The 20,074-nt window shown below is 39.2% G+C and carries 17 protein-coding genes; 6 read left to right on the top strand and 11 right to left on the bottom strand.

The window, feature by feature from the left end:
• Window positions 1-104 precede the first annotated feature (104 nt).
• Together znuD and HL290_RS14485 are read left to right on the top strand one after the other, a co-directional pair.
• A complete protein-coding gene (znuD, locus tag HL290_RS14490; protein WP_198496844.1) occupies window positions 105-2,180 on the top strand; it encodes a zinc piracy TonB-dependent receptor ZnuD in 2,076 nt (691 codons plus the stop codon).
• A 75-nt stretch (window positions 2,181-2,255) separates the two neighbouring features.
• Window positions 2,256-3,719, top strand: a complete 1,464-nt coding sequence (locus tag HL290_RS14485) for a phospholipase D family protein (protein ID WP_198496843.1) — start codon at window positions 2,256-2,258, stop codon at window positions 3,717-3,719.
• A 258-nt stretch (window positions 3,720-3,977) separates the two neighbouring features.
• On the opposite strand, the gene HL290_RS14480 is transcribed toward HL290_RS14485, so the two are convergent.
• Window positions 3,978-4,424: a hypothetical protein gene (locus HL290_RS14480; protein ID WP_004638883.1), complete on the bottom strand. Its 447-nt coding sequence runs from the start codon at window positions 4,422-4,424 to the stop codon at window positions 3,978-3,980.
• A gap of 165 nt (window positions 4,425-4,589) precedes the next feature.
• On the opposite strand from HL290_RS14480, the gene HL290_RS14475 reads away from it, so the two are divergent.
• A complete protein-coding gene (locus HL290_RS14475) occupies window positions 4,590-4,979 on the top strand; it encodes an RcnB family protein (RefSeq protein ID WP_198496842.1) in 390 nt (129 codons plus the stop codon).
• A gap of 48 nt (window positions 4,980-5,027) precedes the next feature.
• Here HL290_RS14475 and HL290_RS14470 read toward each other — a convergent pair whose 3' ends face one another.
• The 4 genes from HL290_RS14470 to HL290_RS14455 all read right to left on the bottom strand — a co-directional run bounded on the left by HL290_RS14470 (window position 5,028) and on the right by HL290_RS14455 (window position 10,049).
• Window positions 5,028-5,510 (bottom strand): phosphate-starvation-inducible protein PsiE, encoded by a 483-nt coding sequence (locus HL290_RS14470; protein ID WP_198496841.1) that lies wholly within the window; start codon window positions 5,508-5,510, stop codon window positions 5,028-5,030.
• A 120-nt stretch (window positions 5,511-5,630) separates the two neighbouring features.
• A complete protein-coding gene (locus HL290_RS14465; protein ID WP_005050138.1) occupies window positions 5,631-7,412 on the bottom strand; it encodes an acyl-CoA dehydrogenase C-terminal domain-containing protein in 1,782 nt (593 codons plus the stop codon).
• 167 nt (window positions 7,413-7,579) lie between these two features.
• Window positions 7,580-9,382: an acyl-CoA dehydrogenase C-terminal domain-containing protein gene (locus HL290_RS14460; RefSeq protein WP_003655174.1), complete on the bottom strand. Its 1,803-nt coding sequence runs from the start codon at window positions 9,380-9,382 to the stop codon at window positions 7,580-7,582.
• A 289-nt stretch (window positions 9,383-9,671) separates the two neighbouring features.
• On the bottom strand, window positions 9,672-10,049 hold the full coding sequence (locus HL290_RS14455) for a hypothetical protein (protein ID WP_198496840.1): 378 nt from the start codon (window positions 10,047-10,049) through the stop codon (window positions 9,672-9,674).
• Window positions 10,050-10,181: 132 nt separating this feature from the next.
• Between HL290_RS14455 and baeS the strand changes: the two genes are divergently transcribed.
• Window positions 10,182-11,840 carry a sensor histidine kinase efflux regulator BaeS gene (gene baeS, locus HL290_RS14450; RefSeq protein ID WP_045435620.1) on the top strand — a complete coding sequence of 553 codons (1,659 nt, stop codon included), beginning with the start codon at window positions 10,182-10,184 and terminating at the stop codon, window positions 11,838-11,840.
• 21 nt (window positions 11,841-11,861) lie between these two features.
• A complete protein-coding gene (locus HL290_RS14445) occupies window positions 11,862-12,548 on the top strand; it encodes a response regulator (protein WP_003655179.1) in 687 nt (228 codons plus the stop codon).
• A gap of 70 nt (window positions 12,549-12,618) precedes the next feature.
• On the opposite strand, the gene HL290_RS14440 is transcribed toward HL290_RS14445, so the two are convergent.
• From HL290_RS14440 to HL290_RS14430, 3 genes are all read right to left on the bottom strand, one after another.
• On the bottom strand, window positions 12,619-13,200 hold the full coding sequence (locus tag HL290_RS14440) for a L,D-transpeptidase family protein (RefSeq protein WP_198496839.1): 582 nt from the start codon (window positions 13,198-13,200) through the stop codon (window positions 12,619-12,621).
• Between the two features lie 77 nt (window positions 13,201-13,277).
• Window positions 13,278-14,720 (bottom strand): protein adenylyltransferase SelO, encoded by a 1,443-nt coding sequence (locus HL290_RS14435; RefSeq protein ID WP_198496838.1) that lies wholly within the window; start codon window positions 14,718-14,720, stop codon window positions 13,278-13,280.
• A 99-nt stretch (window positions 14,721-14,819) separates the two neighbouring features.
• Window positions 14,820-15,992, bottom strand: coding sequence for an acyl-CoA desaturase (locus tag HL290_RS14430; RefSeq protein ID WP_017392438.1), 1,173 nt, complete (start codon window positions 15,990-15,992; stop codon window positions 14,820-14,822).
• Between the two features lie 208 nt (window positions 15,993-16,200).
• Here HL290_RS14430 and HL290_RS14425 point away from each other — a divergent pair, with 208 nt between their 5' ends.
• Window positions 16,201-16,740 carry an META domain-containing protein gene (locus HL290_RS14425; RefSeq protein WP_198496837.1) on the top strand — a complete coding sequence of 180 codons (540 nt, stop codon included), beginning with the start codon at window positions 16,201-16,203 and terminating at the stop codon, window positions 16,738-16,740.
• 30 nt (window positions 16,741-16,770) lie between these two features.
• Here the strand turns inward: HL290_RS14425 and HL290_RS14420 are convergent, their stop codons facing one another.
• The 3 genes from HL290_RS14420 to HL290_RS14410 all read right to left on the bottom strand — a co-directional run bounded on the left by HL290_RS14420 (window position 16,771) and on the right by HL290_RS14410 (window position 20,049).
• Window positions 16,771-17,484, bottom strand: coding sequence for a glycerophosphodiester phosphodiesterase (locus HL290_RS14420; protein ID WP_198496836.1), 714 nt, complete (start codon window positions 17,482-17,484; stop codon window positions 16,771-16,773).
• Window positions 17,485-17,558: 74 nt separating this feature from the next.
• Window positions 17,559-18,137, bottom strand: coding sequence for a cob(I)yrinic acid a,c-diamide adenosyltransferase (locus HL290_RS14415; RefSeq protein ID WP_004638907.1), 579 nt, complete (start codon window positions 18,135-18,137; stop codon window positions 17,559-17,561).
• Window positions 18,138-18,231: 94 nt separating this feature from the next.
• Window positions 18,232-20,049 carry a TonB-dependent receptor plug domain-containing protein gene (locus HL290_RS14410; RefSeq protein WP_198496835.1) on the bottom strand — a complete coding sequence of 606 codons (1,818 nt, stop codon included), beginning with the start codon at window positions 20,047-20,049 and terminating at the stop codon, window positions 18,232-18,234.
• Window positions 20,050-20,074 lie beyond the last annotated feature (25 nt).

Below are 20,074 nucleotides of genomic sequence, written 5' to 3'. Positions count from 1 at the left end.
ACTAGTCTAACGAATCGTCTAATTAAAAATGTTTTTTATTGCAAAACAAATGAAATGTTATAGTATAACAAAAATAAAACATATCGTGATTCGGGACACATCCAATGCAGTTTTATAAAAATATTTTGACCTTATCCATTTTAGCTGTCATATCCGTTCCTTCGTTTGCAGCAGAAAGTGAAAATGTTGAAAAGTTAGAAACTATTCGAATTAAAGCTCATCCACTTGAGCAAACTTCACAAGATTTTGCAGTTGCAGATACTGTTGTTGATCAAAAGCATTTATCGCAAGGTGCTGCCACCATTGGGGATGCGCTGAGTAGTGAAGTAGGAATTTATGCTAATCAGTTTGGGGCTGGTTCGAGTCGTCCAGTCATCCGTGGACAAGATGGGCCACGCGTTAAAGTACTTCAAAATTCATCAGAAAATATTGATGTCTCAACCTTATCTCCTGACCATGCGGTAACTGTAGATCCTGTGCTTGCAAAACAAGTCGAAGTGATTCGAGGTCCTTCAACTTTACTGTTTGGTGCTGGAACTGTGGGCGGTTTAGTTAACGTTATTGATAACAAGATCCCTACGCAAATGCCTGAAAACGGTTATGAAGGACAAGTTGGCTTACGTTACAACACTGGAAGTGATGAAAAACTGACGAGTGCTGGTGTAACTGTAGGTTTGGGTAGTCAAGTGGCTTTACGTGTTGAGGGGTTAACACGTGATGCGAATAACTACATTGCACCAAATTATATTCATGAAGGTGAAAAAGAGCGTCGTGTAGACAATACTTTTGCTCAGGGTGATTCAGTTAACGTTGGGTTGTCTTGGATTTATGACCGTGGTTATACAGGTATTTCTTATAGCAACCGTCGAGACCAATATGGTTTGCCTGGGCATAGCCATGAATATGAAAGTTGTAGTGCTCATCTAACGGGAATACCGCATTTACATTGTGGCGATCATGAACATGAAGATGGTGAAGAAGCCCATGACCATGGAAATGAAGAACATGATCACGAACATGGTGGCCCATGGATTGATTTAAAATCTGAGCGTTATGACTTTAAAACTGAGTTAAATGATCCATTTGCAGGCTTTCAAAAGTTACGCGCACAAGCAAGCTATACCGACTATCAGCATGATGAAATTGAAGAAGGCGCGATTGCTACCCGATTCCAAAACAAAGGCTATGACGGGCGTATTGAGTTAGTACATAACCCTATTGCTGATTGGGAAGGGGTCATTGGCGCGCAGTTAGGCCAGCAAAAATTAGATTTGACTGGCGAAGAAGCTTTTATGGCTCCGACCACTACGAAAAAGTGGAGCATATTTGCCTTAGAACATAAACAATGGAAAGACGTACATTTTGAGCTTTCTGCACGTGCAGATCAGCAAGAAATTGATGTAGACGACAACTCTAAACAAGATTTTGATGGTTCTGCCTTTTCTTATGCTGGTGCTGCGAACTGGGAGTTTGCGCCAAACTATAAACTTTCTTTTGTAGCCTCTCATCAAGAACGTTTACCTTTAGCTCAAGAGTTATATGCAAATGGTGGGCATTTTGCGACAAATACTTATGAGCTAGGGAATGACCAACTCAACAAAGAAAAGTCGAATAATGTTGAGCTAGGTTTGCATTTTGATAATGACAAACTCGACTATCATCTTCATGTTTACCATAACTGGTTTGATGATTATATCTATGCGCAAACCCTTGACCGCTATAAAGACTTCCGTTTAGTTCAATATACTCAAGATAAAGCACGTTTCTATGGTGCAGAGGGTGAAATTGGTTATCAAATTACCCCAATGTACAAGATCAGTGCTTTTGGTGACTATGTACGCGGTAAAATTGATGCTGAAGGTAATGCTCCGCGTATTCCAGCAGGACGTTTAGGGACTAAAGTCGACGCAGATTTTGGTGATGGTTTTAGTGGTTCTGCTGAGTATTATCATGTCTTTAACCAAGACAAGATCGCGGCATATGAGACCGAAACTGAAGGCTATAACATGCTCAATCTTGGTGTGGCATATTCAGGGCAATATGCTGCAAAAACGGATTATCGCGTGTACTTAAAAGCGAACAATTTGTTAGATGACACTATTTATCAACATGCTTCGTTCTTATCAAATATTCCACAAGTTGGACGCAATTTTACAGTAGGTGTTGATTTTAAATTTTAAGGGTTTAACACGAAACTAAACTTGAAAAATCAATCTAAAAGACCTAACTTGAAGCTATCAAGTTAGGTCTTTTTTATGCGTATTTTTCAACGAATTCATCAAAAAATAAATTGGTCAGGGCGTCGTTATATGGCGATATTACTTTGCGTTGTTGCTATTGCATATCTTGCATCGGCAATTTACCACACAGTAAAACCATTGCCACAAGGGATTAACTTTAGTGGCAAGCTTAGACATGCCGATGTCAAATTTTTAGCAGATAAAACCTACCTTGATGCAAAAGGGCAACAACAGGTTGATCAGCACATCTTTGATGAAATCTTGAAAATGATTGATGAGGCCAAAACCACGATTGTGGTGGATATGTTCTTGTTTAATTCAGAAGTTGGCGATTCAAAAATAAAGCAAAGACCTCTCATGCAAGAGTTAACCGATGCATTGGTAAGTAAAAAAAGACAAAATCGCCAAATTCAGATTGTGATGATTACTGACCCGATTAACTCGGTCTATGGGGGCTTAAAACCTGAAAATTACCGTCAGTTACGTCAAGCAGGTGTTGATGTGATTGAAACCAATTTAGGCCCATTACGTGCGTCTAACCCATTCTGGTCCGGCTTATGGTACATCTGCTGCCAGAATGTTGGAAATAATCCTGAAAAAGGCTGGTTACCAAATCCGTTCGGTGATGAAAAAATTACACTACGTAGCTATTTAAACTTATTTAACTTTAAGGCGAATCACCGTAAAACCGTGGTCGTCGATACCGATACTGGCTGGAAATCACTCGTAACTTCTGCAAACCCACATGATGGTAGTTCTAGACACTCAAATGTTGCATTGGTTGTAACGGGAGCCACAGCAGCAGATGTTTTACAATCTGAAGCCGCGGTTGCACGAATGTCGGGAAGTAGTGCACCCTCGCTTATTTTAGGTGATTTTGAAAAAGACGTAACCAAACCTCAAGTCCAAGTCTTAACTGAAGGGGCGATTTATCAATCTGTATTAAAATTGATTAACTCGGCTAAGCCTAAAGAGCACCTTGATTTAAGTATGTTCTATTTATCTGAACGCAAGATTATTCAGGCTCTAAAAAGTGCTCAAGAAAGAGGTGTTATTGTCCGAGTTTTGCTTGATCCCAATAAAGATGCTTTTGGCCGACAAAAGAATGGTATTCCAAACCGTCAGGTGGCCTCAGAACTTCATGCTTTAGGTATTCCAATTCGTTGGTGTGATACACATGGCGAGCAGAACCATAGCAAAATGATATTAAAATATAACGCTCAGCAAGCTGAGTTGATTGTAGGATCGGCTAATTTTACAGCCCGTAATTTAAAAAATTATAACCTTGAAACTGATATGTTGGTGATTGGCAAAGTTCAAGATCAAGTCTTTAAAGATGCTCAAAATTACTTCAATACATCGTGGTCAAACCTGCAAGGCAGACAGATGAGCGTGGACTATGCGAAGTATGCAGATGAGTCAAAAGTGAAGTATTGGATTTATCGTTTTATGGAATGGTCAGGTTTATCGACTTTCTAACTAACAAAAACAGTCTTGGAGTTTTTCAGAAATTGGCTTGTGCCTAAAGTCATCCACAACCTGCCCAAAATCTGCGCTTAAATTGTTTTTGCAATAAAATTAGTTAAGTGAAAACAGTGAACAGGTTTTGTGGATGACAAATGCTTTTGGTTACTTTGGGCGAAACCAAAGTAACGAATTAGCTACTAGTAATTAGAAGTTAAAGCGGTAAGACTCCGCCATGCTAATTAAAAAATAGAGAATACAACTTTGAAAATTTTAAGGCGCTGGAGGAATCAACTGATCCAAAGTCTTATCATCTAACTTTTCTAATTCACTCAAATCAGTCTTAATTTTCCACTGTGACTCATCATCAACAGGATTTGGCAAACGCGCTTCAAGCCAATCACAGACTACATCTGGAGAAAACTCAGGATGATTACACTGAATAATCCATGATAAAAAATCTTTTGCTTCACCGTTCATATACGGAGGTGGAGAAACAGGAAAGAATAAGGTCGGTAGGCGTTCGTTTGTTGATAGGTAGTTTAAAACATGCCCTAACTCTTGAACTGTTTGCCATGCAAGTGGGTGTTCTACATCAATACTGAACTTAAACCACCAAGCGTGTTCGCCATCTGCACCATTCGCCATGATACGTGCTTCTTGCACACTTGGAACTTTGCAGAAAAACTGATGAAGACGTTCAAAACTGATTTCAGACACAGCAATTGACCTAGCTAGAAAAAAGCTAATGTTAGCATAGATACAGATTCTTCATATTTTCTTTATAGTCATTACAAACCTTAGCAATGTTATCTGTTTTATTCATGGTTTCTCCTTGGCTGTCTTCTAATCTAGCTTCATATCAAGATTAAAAGGAAATAGGGCATGAAAAAGCCAATCGTTCTTGTACTTTCGACGTTAATGTTAGGTATATCAGCTACCGCGATGGCCGATACAAATCATCGTTGGGATAATAATCATGGTAGAGACCATGATCGATATGAACATCGTGATCGTGATGACCGCCGTCATGATTATCGTAATGATCATCGAGCTCCAAGTTGGTCAAATTCCGATCGTGGTAAGCACTATGGTCGATATGTAGCATTTAAACGCGGTGATCGTATTCCTGCGGAATACCGTACTAGTCGCTATTATGTTTCAGACTGGAGATCGCATCGTTTGTATGAGCCGCCACGTGGATACCGTTGGGTTAAAACGCCTAACCAATATTTACTTGTAGACTCAAAACATCAAATTTATCGTGTTCGTTAATTTTGAAATATAGAATATATAAATGGCCTCAATGTTGAGGCCATTTTTTTATGCTAATTCATCATCTTGAGGTTGAGGGGGCTTTAAGGTTGTGGGTGTTTTTGCATGCTTTTCTTTCATCACTGAAGGATAATTCCAAGATGCAAAACGAACGACTAAGATAGAAAGGGCTAAAATAAGAATTGAGCCTGTAATAATGACTTGGTCCATATCTGCTTTATGGTCATGTTGGATATCTGAAATAAGTAGACGGGTTAATGCCGTAATCGCAACATAAATAAGAAAGCGTACAGGCATATGATTGGTTTTAAAGTAAATCCCAACCATTGCTCCAAGCTCTAAGTATATAAATAATAATAAAATATCATCAATTGAAGCATAATTTTTGACTGTCAAAATTTCAAAAACAGTATTGGCTGCGGACCACGCCACCATACAGCCAATAATAAACAAGGCTAAATAATGAAAAGCTTCAACGGCATAATGACCAAATCGGTCCAGAATACGCTCATACTTTTTGGGATCAGGCATAGTAAAATCTTTTGTTTGCTTCGTAATGTTTAGAAATTAAACAAATTTCATGCCAATTGAAATAGTAGATACAAAATAAAAAACGCCTGATTTTTCAGGCGTTTTTTATAAAGAACTTAATTAAGCTTGGTTCGTAAAGTAATCTTCACTAAAGCCCATAATTAAGTCAGAACCTGCTTTGATTTTAGCAATACGCGCATCAATATCTGGCAAGATACGTTCAGCAAAGTATTGAGCTAAAGCAAGTTTGTTTTGGTAGAAATCACCAGATTTATCTTTAGCAGCAGCTGCAATCTTCGCAAACATATAAGCGAAGCTGAGTAAACCAACTGCATGTAAGTAATCAACCGCAGCTGAGTTCGGGAAGTCTACATTTTCAGCAGCTTGTTCGATAATAAACTGAGTGATTGCTTCAATTTCAGTTGCAGCATCTAAAGTTGCATCTTTAATAAAGTTCAAATCTGTGTCTAAGTCATTTGCAAAGTCACGGATTTCAGTGATGTATTCAGCAATGAACGCACCGCCGCACTTAATGGTTTTACGACCAATTAAATCTTGAGATTGAACGCCGTTTGTTCCTTCGTAAATTTGAGCAATACGAAGATCACGGATACATTGTTCCATACCCCATTCACGAATATAACCGTGACCACCGAACACCATTTGAGCATCTAAAGTTGCTTGGAATGCTGTATCGGTCAGGTAGGCTTTAGCAATCGGCGTTAAAAGCGCAACGCGATTATTGGCTTTTTTCACTGCTTCTGCATCAGTTGAGAATTTAGTGATATCGAGCTGTTGACCTACATAGACTGCAAATGCACGTGATGCTTCATTGTTTGCACGTACGTTTAACAACATACGACGCACGTCACCATGTACCAAAATGCTATCTGCTGGTTTGTTTGGTGATTGAACACCTAATGCACTACGGCCTTGTAAGCGGTCAGTCGCATATTGTGCTGCATTTTGATATGCAAACTCAGATGCACCTAAACCTTGAATACCCATAGATAAACGTTCGTAGTTCATCATAACGAACATGGCAGCAAGACCTTCGTTTTCTTTACCAACGAGGTAACCTTTTGCTCCATCAAAGTTCATCACACAAGTTGCAGATGCTTTAATCCCCATTTTATGTTCGATAGAACCTGGACCAACTAGGTTGCGTTCACCTAATGAACCATCTTCATTCACAAAGTACTTAGGTACGATAAAGAGCGAGATACCACGTGAACCAGCAGGGGCATCTGGAGTTTTAGCAAGTACCAAATGAATGATGTTTTCTGCTAAGTCGTTGTCACCACCAGTGATGAAGATTTTAGTACCTGTAATGTTATAAGTACCATCTTCATTAGGTTCGGCTTTAGTTTTGATAATACCTAAGTCAGTACCTGCATGCGGTTCTGTCAAACACATAGTGCCTGACCATTCGCCTGAATAAATCTTAGGTAAGTAAGTTTCTTTTTGTTCTTGAGATGCATAGCTGCTTAAAGCCATACCTGCACCCACTGAAAGAAGCGGGTAAAGCATAAACGATGGGTTAGTTGCAAATAACATTTCATCAGAAAGAACGGTGAGCATTTTGGGCATGCCTTGACCGCCCCATTCTTCATCGGCCCCTAAGCCAATCCAACCGCCTTCTGCATATTGACGGAATGCATCTTTAAAACCTGCTGGTGTGAACACCTCGCCGTTTTCATAGCGAGCGCCTTCTTCATCACCGGTACGGTTTAATGGATGAGTCACGTTCTGAGCAAATTTAGCCATTTCTTCTAAAATTGCTTCAGCAGTTGCAGCATCTACATGAGCGAGTTTCTCATTAGACTGCCAAAATTGTTCTGCTTTGAATACATCATTTAAGATGAATTTCATATCAGCTAAAGGAGCATTGTAAATTGGCATAATCGTTCACCTTTTTTGTGCACATTGGCCTGTGCTAGATATCCTGTTAAACGAAATGGATATGGAATTTAAAGTGTAAATTTATCATTGATTTTATAAAAAAAGGACCGTCAAAACTGAGCAGTCCTTTTTCGTTTTTTAACATTGCATATCGCAACTAACTATGGTTAGAAAGCGAAATGTTCAGCATCTAATGACATTAATGGATCTAGGCCACCAGCAATAACATCTACATGTGAGCGAACACGTGGCAAGATTTTTTTGAAGTAGAAGCGAGCAGTTGTTACTTTTGCATTGTAGAAGTCAACTTCGCTAGTACCTTCTGCTAATTTCTCTTGTGCAACAAGTGCCATACGAGCCCATAGGTACGCTAAAGTGATATAACCTGAGAAGTAGAGGTAGTCTACAGCAGCAGCACCTACTTCATCTGGGTTTTGCATTGCGCGCATACCGATTTGCATAGTGAGATCGCCCCATTCTTTGTTAAGCGCTGCAAGCGGCTCAACAAATTCTTTCATGGCAGCGTTGTCTTTGTTTGCTTCAACAAATTTGTGAACCATTTTGGTAAAGTCTTTCAGCATTGCACCTTGAGTTTGCAATACTTTACGACCTAACAAATCAAGTGCCTGAATTTCGGTTGTACCTTCATACAAGCAAGCAATACGTGTATCACGTACGATTTGTTCCATGCCATGCTCAGAAATAAAGCCATGACCACCGAAGACTTGAACACCGTGCTTAGCAGACTCAGAACCAGTTTCAGTTAAGAATGCTTTTGCAATTGGAGTCAATAAAGACAAGATGTTGTCAGCAAACTTACGCTCTTCTTCTGTTTCGCCTTTTTCAACGATGTCAGCGTATTGAGCAAGTAAGTAAACAAGTGCACGACCGCCTTCAGCAAACGCTTTTTGAGTTAAAAGCATATTACGTACAGCAGGGTGAACGATAATCGGATCTGCATCTTTTTCTGGAGCTTTCGGACCAGAAAGTGAACGCATTGCTAAACGTTCTTTCGCGTAAGTTAACGCACCTTGGAAAGATGATTCAGATGCTGCTAAACCTTGAACAGCAGTACCAATACGTGCTGTGTTCATGAAGGTGAACATACAGTTCAAACCACGGTTTTCAGGTCCAATCAAATAACCTTTTGCTTGGTCAAAGTTGATGACACAAGTCGCGTTACCATGAATACCCATTTTGTGTTCGATAGAACCACAACGTACCGCATTACGCTCGCCAATAGTTCCATCTGCATTTACATGGAATTTAGGAACGATGAATAATGAGATACCTTTAGTACCTTTCGGTGCACCTGGTAAACGTGCAAGAACGATATGGATGATGTTCTCAGCCATGTCGTGTTCACCAGCAGAGATAAAGATTTTCTCGCCAGAGATTGCATAGCTACCGTCAGCATTTGGTTCTGCTTTAGAGCGGATAATACCTAAGTCCGAACCTGCATGAGATTCAGTTAAGCACATCGTACCTGTCCAAACACCTGAAACAAGGTTTGGTAAATAAGTATCTTTCTGTTCATCAGAACCATGATGTTCTAATGTACGTACAGCTCCGTGAGACAAGCCTGGGTACATACCCCAAGACCAGTTTGCTGTACCAACCATTTCAGAAATTGCAATACCTAAAGAGTTAGGTAAAGCCTGACCACCGTATTGTTCTTCTGCTGATAAAGACGGGAAGCCAAGTTCAATATATTTTTGATAAGCTTCTTTAAAGCCTGTTGGAGTGGTAACTACGCCATCATTCCAAGTACAACCTTCGCGGTCGCCAACTTGGTTTAAAGGAGAAAGTTCATTTTCACAAAAGTCTGCCGCAGCTTCTAAATATTGATCAACCAATTCACGGCTTACGTTACCTTGGAAATCAGGTAATTTTGCATAGTGTTCTTCAGCATTTAATAATTCATGCAAAACGAATTGCATATCACGTAAGGGCGCTTTGTATTGTGGCATATCGGGTTCCTCAATACTGGTGAAACCAGAGTTATAATCTTAATCTATGAGAATGTGCCATGAGGCACCTTGGACTATTACATCGTGCAACAACTTGCATAACTGCACAAGCACCTCAGGACCTTTACTTTGTGACTGCAAAGTCAAGAAAAAAATGCTTAAACTAGCTAAGTGCTTTGAGTGTAAACACTTTTGGTTATGTTTATATGATACAAATAGTCAAAATCGTAAATAGTTATGTATAAACAAAAGGCGCCTATAGGCGCCTTTTGTTTCATGATTTTTAGAATTATTTTGCTTGAGCTGATGCAGGAGCAGGGGCATTAACAGGAGGTTGAGGGCGTTTGGGTTCAAAACGAAGGTTACAAGTACCTTCAAGTGTCTTATCTCCAACTTGAACATTTACTGCTTGTCCGTTGGCCTTGCCATCACATGCTTTTTGGATTTGTTCAAAGCGAGCTTGACGTTCTGCACGGTGCTGTTCCCATGCTACTTTTTGTTCTGGTGTGAACTCACGATGTTTCATACGGTGGTGGCCTTCACGTGGGCCATCTTGCATCATGCCACGTTCTGGCTTAGGTGGTTGAGTCGTCGATTGACAAGCCGCTAAACTTCCCATTGTTACAATTGCCGCACTAAATAATGCAATTTTTGCCGTCGTTTTCATATTTAAAGCCTTTTAATGTTGTGTTTACTGATGGCTTAAAGATTAGATAATAAAGATGTAGAAACAATGGAGAGTTTTTCTTTTCGTTGTTGGTTACAATGCCAAATATAGCGTAAAAATGAGAGAGTGCTTTTGAACGTTCTACGTGTTCCCATTGCATTACGGTTGTTTTTGACAGTCTTGCTCACCACATTGCTTATTGCGACCGCAAGCTTGAGCGTTTTGCACTGGACAATGCAAAAGAACTTTGCCAAATATGTGGCTGACGTTGAAATGCAGAAGCTCGACCGCCTTATTACCAATCTTGGCAATGTCTATACGGTGTACCATGATTGGGGAAATGCGATTCAGGCACAAATTTTACAAATCGAAGGGACTGCGGCTCCCGATGATTATGATCGCCTCTCACAGTGGTGGCTTCGTCGCCAATATGATATTGCCATACAACAGCACTCTTTCGATGAACATGCCCTCATCAATATTTCACCCCAAGTTGCGCCGACAAATAAAAATACTATTTTTAGCGATGAAGAGTTAAAAACGCTTGAGCAAAATTTACCTTCTCAATATCAACCGTTTGAAGGGCTACGTTTCCCTTTAAGTGCAAACCAGTTTCGCCCAAGTGATGATAAAAATAAGTCAAAGAAGGGGAGCTTAAAAGATATTGAAACTCAAAATGGTAAGAAGCGTTTTATTGCTTTGCCTGACCGCTTGGGTTTAAGTTCTCGTTTATCTTTATATGATGCAAATCACCAGTTTGTGGTTGGTGAACCGCCTTCTTCAGATCAGATGTCATTTCGCCCGATTATCTTAAACAATCAAGTCGTGGGATATTTAGGCTTAAAACCTGTTTTAGATAAAGAAGATGCTTTAAGTATTAATTTCTTTAGTAATCAAAAGCGTTATTTACTCTTAATTTATGCTTTAACTTTACTATCCAGTTTAGTTGCAGCGCTATTGATGGCGACTTATTTTAAGAAACCGATTCAGCGTTTATTAAATGCGACAAATGAATTAACGAAAGGAAATTATCAGCATCAAGTTGTTATTAAACGAAATGACGAATTAGGTGATTTATCTACCCAATTGAACCATTTGGCAGAAATTTTACACCGGCATGAAGAATCACGTCGTCAATGGGTAGCGGATACTTCCCATGAATTAAAAACGCCATTGGCTGTATTGCAAGCACAAATTGAAGCGATGCAAGACGGTATTCGAAAGGCAACCCCTGAACATCTTGATGCGATGATGCGTCAGGTTTCAAGCCTGAAAAAATTAACACAAGACCTTGCAGACTTGGCACAGGCAGATGCCCAGCAGCTTAAGTGTTATTTGAGTTCTGTTAATCCGTGGGAAGTTGTATTACAAGAGGTTGAGAACTTTAAACCGAAACTTGAGCAAGCTGGTCTCGAAATTCAAGTTGAAGGAACAAGTTCTCCGCTATTATTAGATCGTGATCGGTTTAAACAGATTATTGTTAATTTAATTAGTAATAGTATTCGTTACACAGAAACAGGTGGCAAAATTCATATTCATACAGCTCAAACTCCACAGGAGTGGACTTTGTATGTTGATGACAGTCCATTTGGTTTAAACGATGAGCAGTTATCTCGTTTAGGTGAACGTTTCTATCGCGTAGATGATTCGCGTACGCGTAGTACAGGTGGAACAGGGCTAGGCTTGGCTTTGTCTTGTAAAATTGCGCAGGCGCTCGGTGGTACACTCAGTTTTGAACATTCACCATTAGGTGGTTTACGTTGTGTACTCACTTTTAAAAAGCAGAGTTAAATATAAAAGGAAAAATATCTCATGAAACATGTGATGTTGGTTGAAGATGAAGTCGAATTGGCGCATTTGGTGCGTGATTATCTTGAAGCTGCCGGTTTTGAAGTAAGTATGTTTCATGATGGTCAAGACGCCTATGCGAGTTTCCAGCAACGTAAACCTAATTTAATGGTTCTGGACTTAATGGTTCCACGAATGGATGGTTTGACCATTTGCCGTAAGGTACGTGAACAGTCAGATTTACCGATTATTATGGTGACTGCTCGTACCGAAGAAATCGACCGCGTCTTGGGTCTGAATATGGGCGCTGATGATTATGTATGTAAACCGTTTAGCCCAAAAGAGTTGGTTGCTCGCGTACAGGCAGTTTTACGCCGTTTAGAACGTAAGGCAGAGCCTGAACAAAATGATTCTTTCCGAATTGATAAAGCACAGCAAAGAATTTGGTATCAACAAAAATCGTTGAGCTTAACGCCAACCGAATTTCGTTTACTTGAGCTATTTTTAGAGCATGTTGGACAAGTCTATTCACGAGCACAATTATTGGATCATATTAATCCAGATAGTTTTGACGTTGCCGATCGTGTGATTGACAGTCATATCAAAAACTTGCGTCGAAAAATTAGTGAAGCGGCTGAAACTGGTAACCGCCATGAGTGGATTCAAGCAGTTTACGGTGTAGGTTACCGCTTCGAATATCCAGAAGAATAAGCACTCACAAAAGTTATTCTGTGGATAACCACAATGTTATCCACAGAAAATGTGGATAATTTTAAAGATTTTATGGATAAATTATAATCTTTGTATGATTTGGCACGAATTGCCAAATCTCGTCTATATCTACATTTCTAACTGCGATACATCCTAAAGTCCAATCCTTATGTGGCATATAAGTCGAGCTAAAAGGCATCGATAGTAAGGATTTTGGGACTGATCCATGAATCATGATATCTCCACCTGTTGGTTGATTATGTTGCTTGGCATAAGCAATATCTTTCGCATCGGGATAGGAAATATGCAAAGATTTATAGTAGGCACTTTGTGAGTTGCGCCAATCTATAGAATAAACCCCTTCAGGTGTTTTTCCATCATTTTCAAAGTGTTTATGCCCTTCAGGGTTAAAGCCTAGACGAATAGGATAACGACGAATCACCTCATTATTATTTTTGAGGAGGAGTATGCGTTGATTTTTAAATACTTCAATTGATGTGATGGGCTTGGTCTTAATGAGTTCTAAGATCTCTTCGGTTGAAAGAGCTTTATGGGATGATGTAAAAGTCGGTAAATATTTTTCATAATTATAAAAAGCGATTCCCAATGGAATCATGAGAAGTGTACAAATAATGATAGGTCTAATTTTCATATATTATTCTTTAATGTTTAAGAAACTCTCTAAGCTACCACTAAAGCGGCTTAAGAGAGCTTTAGTCTTTTAAAATATTAAGAAGAGCAGCTTACCGCTACATCTGGTACGTCATTTGGTAAAGGACCTAAATCTTGTGGCTGTTCAAGTTCTGGTTGTCTTGTATATGGCTGATCAAGCAGCTTAAACAAACGGTCTACTTCGCTAAAATCATCTCGTTCAGCTGCTTCAATAGCATGTTGAGCCATGTGATTCCGTAAGATATAAACTGGATTAGCTTTTTGCATATTCGCATCAAGCTCATCTGTATCTTGATGTTCACGAATGCTTTCATATTGGCTAAGAAACTCATCAAACTGTCGAATATCAAGGCAATCATCTCGTAGAGCTTTATATTCTTTATTTTGAAGTCGGATAAAGCTCTGAGTGTAGTCGAGTTGTTCAGCCTGTAAGATTTTTAAAAAACTAAAACTACAATCAAGGCTGTCTTTATGAAAATGAGGTAATCCCATTTTTTTACATAAACCAGTTGTGTAATGTTCCATGAAGGTTGGTTCAAATTGTTCTAAGCAACGCGCTAACTCTTCTTTGAACTGATCCTTTTGTTCAGGCTCAGCGAGAGGGATTAAGTTGTTTAACCACGTCCATAAATTCCAATGACCTATACTTGGTTGATTTTGGTAAGTATAACGGCCTTGATAATCCGAGTGGTTATTGATCCAGTTCGGACGAAAGCGCTCCATAAAGCCATATGGACCAAAATCGAGTGTAGAACCAGTAATGTTGAGATTGTCTGTATTCATCACCCCATGAGCAAATCCAACCAACTGCCATTTTGCAATCATAATTGCAGTACGCTCAACCACCTTTTTGGCAAAAGATAAAATAGGGTTCTCGGTTTCTAGACACTCAGGATAATGCCACTCAATACATTTTTGAGTGAATTCTGGCAGCAACTCTGGAGCGTATTGATTAATCCATTCAAAATGTCCTAAACGGATATGGCATTCAGATGTTCTTAGTAACATTGCTCCCAATTCTAGTTTTTCGCGCTGTACCCCTTGAGTGGAGGTTGTAAAACCTACCGCGTGGCTAGAAGCGACTCCTAAAGCATTTAAAGCATGCCCAGCTAAATATTCACGAACCACAGAACGCAATACTGCGCGTCCGTCTCCCATTCTTGAGTAGGGTGTCGGGCCTGCACCTTTTAGATGTAGATCTATGGTTTGACCCTTTGTATTAAGTATTTGCGCAATTAGTAAGCCACGCCCATCACCGAGTTGTCCCGCCCATTGTCCGAATTGGTGACCAGCATAGACCATAGCAAGAGAAGGAAATTGAGTAAAAGTACGCTGTCCGCTACAGATTTCAACCCATGCATTTTTTTCGTCTTCTGACCATTGCAGCTCATCAGCTAAAGCAGTATTGAAATGACCTGCTTTTGCACCACGTAAAGGGGACGGCTGCTGAACATGGAATAATTTAGAAGGAAGTGAAGGGTAGAGCGGATTAAATTGCATGGGCTTGGCAAAATAGAGAGAGCGGATTTCACTATACCATAGTTAAAAAGCGGGCATAAAAATAGCTCCCGAAAGAGCTATTTTAGAGCAGAATTTATTTTAGTCTGATACTACATTAGTGTTCTTTTTAATGTTACGCATTAAAGTTTCTAAACACTCACGATGATGACTTAAACGGTGTTCAAGCAATTGAAAATCAACTTTAAGCTTGTGATCCATTCTATGAATCTTTTCAGCCATTGCTGCTTTTTTCGCTTGTAGTTCTTGCTCTTTTAGCTTTGCCCAGTCATTTAATGTATGGGTAAAAGCTTCGTATTCCTGAGCAATACGTTGTTTCATCTGAGTCATATCAGCATTTACATTGTGACCATAAATAGCAAGGTCTTGTTCAGCGTATTTAAATTTCATCGCCAATTCTGCTTTTTTAATATTAAAGCTTGGAATACGACGTAAATTTTTAGCTAAACCAAGTTTAGAACATGACCAGATCAACCATTTTGTTGGATCATATTGCCACCATTTCACACCATTACGATAATCGTATTGGAAGATGTGATGGTAGTTATGGTAACCCTCGCCCCAGGTAGCAATGGCTAACCAGAAATTATCACGTGCAGTGTTTTCGTCTGTATAAGGACGTTTACCCCACATGTGGCAAAGCGAGTTAATAAAGAAAGTCACTTGATGGCTAATGATTAAACGCAATAGACCACCTATGAGGACTACACCCCACAAATCGCCAGTTGCCCAACCAATTAAGCCTAAAATTCCAACATGAACTGCAACTACGAGTAAACCATAGTATTTATGCTGGAACATGACCAGTTTATCGTTCAATAAGTCTGGTGCATTTTTAAAATCTGGCTCAGATGGTGAATGATCGCGGATCATCCAACCCATATGGGCATACCAAAAACCACGATTAATTGAATATGGATCTTCATCAACATGATCAACATGTCGATGGTGTGTACGGTGACCAGATGCCCAGAACAAAATACTATTTTGCACGGCAAATGTACCACCAATCATTAAAAGAATTTTAAGTGGTAACGACGCTTCATAAGCTCGGTGAGCCCACAGGCGGTGATAACCAGCAGTAATCCCCATACTACTTAGAGCTAAAAGAAAAAATAAGCTTACCCATGCGCTTACACTAAAATCATAATAATACGCATAAATCGGGATTATGATTGCAGCAAGAATTGGTAAACCAATTAAGGTAATGCTAGCGGTCCAGTTAATTGGGGCTTTGAGTGGGGCGGAAGTCATATCCGGCAGCGCTCCTAGAAACCTTGTCAGACAAGGTACAAAGACAAAACGACATAGCAAAACCAATCATCAAGATATATTGCTATTCTATCCTTCATATTAGCACGTGCTTAGTGAGAATCACTAACATTATTGTACAGATGTATTGAAAGAACGGTAACAGATTTAAACTATGTCACAGAGTTTTTCAAGTAGGAGAAGTTGTTTAATGAACGTACAACGATTGAAAAAAAAGAACAACATTGATATTGCAAGAAAATTATCATTGAAGTGTGTCTTGGTCACGATCAGTCTTGTATTAGCTGCATGTCAAAGTACCCCACAACAAAATATTCAGAAAGGCCAGAAAGCTCAAGTAAAACCAGTCCATCGCGTACAACCTCCTGTAGTAAAAAAGAGAGTAAGTCCTGATGGGATTCAAGATATTGATTGGCAAATTACCCAGATTAATGGTCATAAAGCCAAGTTTTTTGATCAATGGCCAGTTCTTTCTTTAAATTCTGCTGTCAAAACAGTCTCAGGTCATACGGGCTGTAATGGCGTTTTTGGTCGATATACTTTTGATTTCAGTCAACAGAAACTTGATATGCAGGTTAATGCAGGACATTCAAGTTGTGATGGTGCGTTGGCTCAAGAGGCAGAGTTGATTGATTCTTTACAGCGTATTCAAAAATTTCAATTGGTAGGGAATACACTCTATTTGCTTGACCAAAGCGGTCAGCGATTGATTCAGGCACAAAAGAAATAATAAAAGGTGGTTTTACCACCTTTTTTATATTTACAGAGCTTGTAACATCGTAGTTGGAATATCTGTAATTAGCCCCTGTACATCTAAATCCCGTAAAGATTTAGCTCGTTCAATGTCATTTACTGTCCAAACACTAATATTTAGGTTTGCTTGTTGTGAAAGCTGAATCATTTCATCTGTTGCGAGTTGATCATGCCAGCCAATATGACAGCAACCATATTGATGAGCGAGTTCAATTGCGATTGCACCCACTGGAAGTTCAACTAACAACCCACGTTTAAATGAAGAATTCATCTCACGTAAAGCTGTTAGGATTTGAAGGTCAAAACTTGTGATTGTTACGACTTTCTCAAAACCCTGCAATTCAGTCTCAAGCTTTTGAACGAGTTTTTCTGCTAAAGCCATGTCTCTTACAGCTTTCACTTCAACTTCAATATGATCAAAGTTATCAAGTAAGTTTAAAACGCCTGTAAGTGTAGGTGTTGGTTCAGAGTTTGGCCAATTGGGCCAGTTTTGACGATGATCAAATGATAATGCTTGAGACAAATTAGATTGCTCAACAATTTGATCTATTCCTGCGGTACGTAAAAAGTTGTCATCATGGATAACAACTAATTCTTGATCTTGAAGCTGACGAATATCAAATTCGACACCACGAATACCTAGATTTTTTATGTGCTGAAAACCACCTAGCGTGTTTTCAGGAGCTTCTTTGCGTGCACCACGATGACCAATAATGCGCATAATTTTCTTCTATCAACTATTTTTAATGATGGTCTCTTCAAAAGAGCAGAGACCATTCTTAATCTAATCTATTTTTAAATAATCTCATTAATATTTTTTTGCCAAAGCACTTCTTGTCCACCTTCAGCACGTTGTAAAGCGCGGGATGCTACAAACAACCAGTCAGACAGACGGTTTAAAAGTTGGAGTGCCGTGGTTTGAATATTCTGGTCGCGTGTTTGTACTGACATTAGAGATCTTTCTGCACGGCGGCAGACAGCACGTGCCTGATGGGCATAACTGCAAGTTAAAGAGCCAGACGGTAGAATAAACTCTTTCAGCATCGGTAAGTCTTCATTCATACGGTCAATTTCTTTTTCAAGAAATTCAATGCAAACAGGCTGAAGTAAATTGTAGTTTGGAATACAAACCTCGCCGCCTAAGTCAAAAAGCCAATGTTGAACTAAGCTTAGACTCTTATCCCAATTTGCTTTGTCTATTACTTGACTTGCAGTGATTTGAGCTCGAAGAACGCCAATAATGGCATTTAGTTCATCGACATCACCAAGTGCTGCAACCCTTAAATCATCTTTGGCAACACGAGAGCCATCGCCTAAACCTGTTGTACCTGAGTCGCCTGTGCGTGTATAGATTTTGCTTAAACGGTGTCCCATGATGGATATCCTGAACATAAAAAAGGGGATAATGTCGGTCAGAACATTACCCCGAAACTGGAGTTAAGAAAATATTTTTATAATAAAGTTTTGCTTAGTAGCTTAAGGTCACACCAGCTGATGCAAGGCGGCCGCCGTTAATATAATAGCTTCCACTACCATATGCGGTGCGATATTTAGAGTCACTTATGTTTTGAATATTAGCAAAAACATTTATATTCTTATTGATCTTATATTGGCCATACATATCTACACGGAAATGTCCTGGAATTTGGACATCGTCAAAGGCACTATTGTCGTAATCGCCATTTGCAAGCATCGTAGTTGAGAAGGTATAACGTTCATCTGTCCAACCTGCTGTTAGAGCAATATTTTGACGTGGACGACGGCTTAAATCATCATTATTAGTCTTATTTTTAGCACGGACATAGTTATAGCTTAAATTTGTAAATAGGTTTTCACCTTGCCATTTTATATAAAGTTCACTGCCTTCCATTTTAGCTTTATCAAGATTTCTCATTTGATTAAGAACACCATCAAAATCAATGAGATTATCGACTTCAGTTGTATATAGCGATAGACCAGTTGAAATATTATAGGCTAGTTTCTGGTCTAGACCAATTTCATATGAAAAGCTTTCTTCTGGTTTTAAGTCCGGATTGCCACCATAAGCATACATGTCATTAAGTGTCGGTGCTTTAAAGGCTGAACCAATATTTGCATAAATACTAGTTAATGGTAGAACTTGATAGCGGACAGAGCCTTGAGCAACGGTGTGTGTGCCGAATTTTTCATTGTCTTCCACACGAAGACCAACCTGTGTATTTAATCCTGCCTGATCATATTTATGTTGAATATAATAGCCTGTTGAATCAATATCTTCCTGATATGGCGTACCGTATGAGATAACGTCACCATCAATATTTCGATGTGTTACACCTAATAATAATTTTTGATTTGGTGTAAAGCCCCATTGGCCATAAATTTCAGCTTCTTGGGTTTTGCTATGTACATAATCTGGCGAATTATTTTGATCGATATCATCTTTAAATTGAGAGACGCGTGCGTGTAACGCTAAATTCTCAAGAATATTTACACGTCCTTTGACATTAATGATTTCATTTTTAAAATCTTGAGAAATGAGGTTGCCATTATTGTCATAATCGCTATAGCCTTCATTTTCACTATAATCAACAGAAGCGGCATAATTCTCTTTATCAACGCCTACCTTTGCACTATAACCTTTTTGATCAAATGAGGCATTGGGAGCATTTTTTATATCTTTTACAGGTGTCCCATCGGTTTCTAGGCGTTGGCCACGAATTTGTGCATAAAAACCATCCTCTGCTAAATCAGCACCGATAACAGATTTATAAGTTTTATCTTCACCAATCTCACCTGTAACAAAAGCTGAGGTTTTTTCAGGTGTTTTTGAAATTAGCTGTACAACACCAGAAATTGCATCAGTGCCGTACAAAACAGAGGCAGGACCCTTAAGTATTTCAATTTGCTTAATATCAGTTGTCTCAATAAATGCGAGTGATGCTGTACCGGACGTTGCTGAATTTAGACGGACACCATCTCTTAATATAAGAGCTTGTTCCGATTTGCCGCCACGCAAGAAAATTGAAGCTATTTGTCCATAACCACCACTTTGCACCATATTAATGGATGCATCTGTTTGTAATAATTGTGGTAAAGATGCGATAGGTGATTGTTCGAGAACTTTTGGCTCAATAATATTGATTCGAGCCGGAACTTCACTCGCTTTTTCAGCACTTTTTGAAGCAGTCACTACAATTGGATCAAGTTGAGTTGCGTTCGTTGTATCTTCAGCAAAAATAACAGGTGAAAACCCCATCGCAATAGCGATAGCCCCTACCAGACGAGTAGGTTGAAAAGTCTTAGACATAACATGCTCCATACATTCACCCCAC

The organism is Acinetobacter sp. AC1-2 (assembly GCF_016124155.1).
Lineage (GTDB): Bacteria > Pseudomonadota > Gammaproteobacteria > Pseudomonadales > Moraxellaceae > Acinetobacter > Acinetobacter calcoaceticus.
Note: the sequence above shows the minus strand (reverse complement) of the source record. Positions and strands in the feature narration are given on the sequence as shown.